1 protein-coding gene is annotated in these 501 nt (G+C 59.5%); it reads right to left on the reverse strand.

The window, feature by feature from the left end; translation table 11 throughout:
• Positions 1-501, reverse strand: a 501-nt coding sequence (gene leuE, locus AC1D1Y_RS26235; protein WP_477684927.1) for a leucine efflux protein LeuE, incomplete at both ends; no start/stop codon positions are given.

A 501-nucleotide genomic window follows, 5' to 3' on the forward strand; every position in this document is an offset into this window, starting at 1 on the left:
GAACACCATGATGATGGCGCTCAGGATCAGAAATGGCACGGCTGGCGTGTCGTAGTGCGGGTCAATGAACTGCACGAAGAAGGACAGCAGAAACAAAATCGCCTTTGGGTTCAGCAGGCTGATGACCAGCGCGCGCTTGAAAGGCTGCTGCAGGTTGGCCGTGGCTTGTGCCACTGCGGCATCTGCGGACACATCCACCGGGCTGTTGTTGCGCCACTTCTTTACCGCAGCGATCAGCAGATTCACACCCACCCAAGTCAGGTAGGCCGCACCTGCGTACTTCACGACCATGAACAGGGCCGGGTAAGTACGCAACAGGCTGGCAGCACCTAGCGCGGTGAGCAACAACAAGATCGTATCGCCCACAAACACGCCCATGGCGCCCTGGTAGCCCGCCTTGACACCGCGCACGGTGGCCACCGACAGAACGAACAACGAGTTCGGGCCGGGCAACAAGATGATGCCCAAAGCGCCTATCACGTAGGTCCAGAGGTCGGTGAC

This window comes from Polaromonas sp. P1_G1 (genome assembly GCF_056405595.1).